Origin of the sequence: Limnospira sp. (assembly GCF_051859755.1) — a bacterium.
Lineage (GTDB): Bacteria > Cyanobacteriota > Cyanobacteriia > Cyanobacteriales > Microcoleaceae > Limnospira > Limnospira fusiformis.
This window is the reverse complement of the sequence record NZ_JBIMLI010000333.1, coordinates 616-1,377: the sequence shown is the minus strand read 5'-3', so window position 1 is coordinate 1,377 and position 762 is coordinate 616. Positions and strand designations below refer to the sequence as shown.

Below are 762 nucleotides of genomic sequence, written 5' to 3'. Positions count from 1 at the left end.
CGGAACAGGCTATGGGAAAACCTCAATATGGGAGTGATTTATATAGTTTAGGGGTGACTTGTTTATATCTGCTAACCCAAGCCAGTCCGTCAGATTTATATGACCCCTTAGAATCAAAATGGGTGTGGCGGGAGCATTTAAATGGCAATCAGGTGAGTGATAAATTAGGCAAAATATTAGACCATTTGGTTGAGACAGTCTTTAAAAAACGCTATCAATCTGTAGAGGAAGTTTGGGAAGATTTACGGCGATATTATGGGAAACCGCCCACCCGCCAAACTCCCCAACCGGTAACCCAGAAGTTTAAATTTGACATCGTTACCGTCAATTCAAATGGACAAAAAATCAACCGCCGTCCCGGTCAGGCTGAATGTATTATCGAAGACCTGGGAAATGGTGTGATTCTGGAGATGGTAAAAATTCCGGGGGGAACCTTTATTATGGGTGCGCCGAGTAGTGAAGCGGGAAGTAATAATAATCAAAGACCCCTACACCGAGTCACTATTGAACCCTTCCTAATGGGGAAATATCCGGCTACCCAAGCACAATGGCGACAAGTGGCTAGTTTCCCCAAACTCAAATGGAACCTTTACCCAGAGCCATCAAATTTTAAAGGATTAAATCTTCCGGTTGAAAGAGTTTCATGGTATGATGCGATCGAGTGGTGTGCCCGACTCTCGAAAAGAATGGGCAAACCCTACCGATTGCCCAGTGAAGCCGAGTGGGAATATGCAGCCCGCGCCGGAACCAATAGCCCCTTTC

1 protein-coding gene is annotated in these 762 nt (G+C 45.4%); it reads left to right on the top strand.

The annotated features are described in order from the left end of the window. A partial coding sequence (locus tag ACTIE0_RS24395) for a formylglycine-generating enzyme family protein (protein WP_439517039.1) occupies positions 1-762 on the top strand: 762 nt, incomplete at both ends.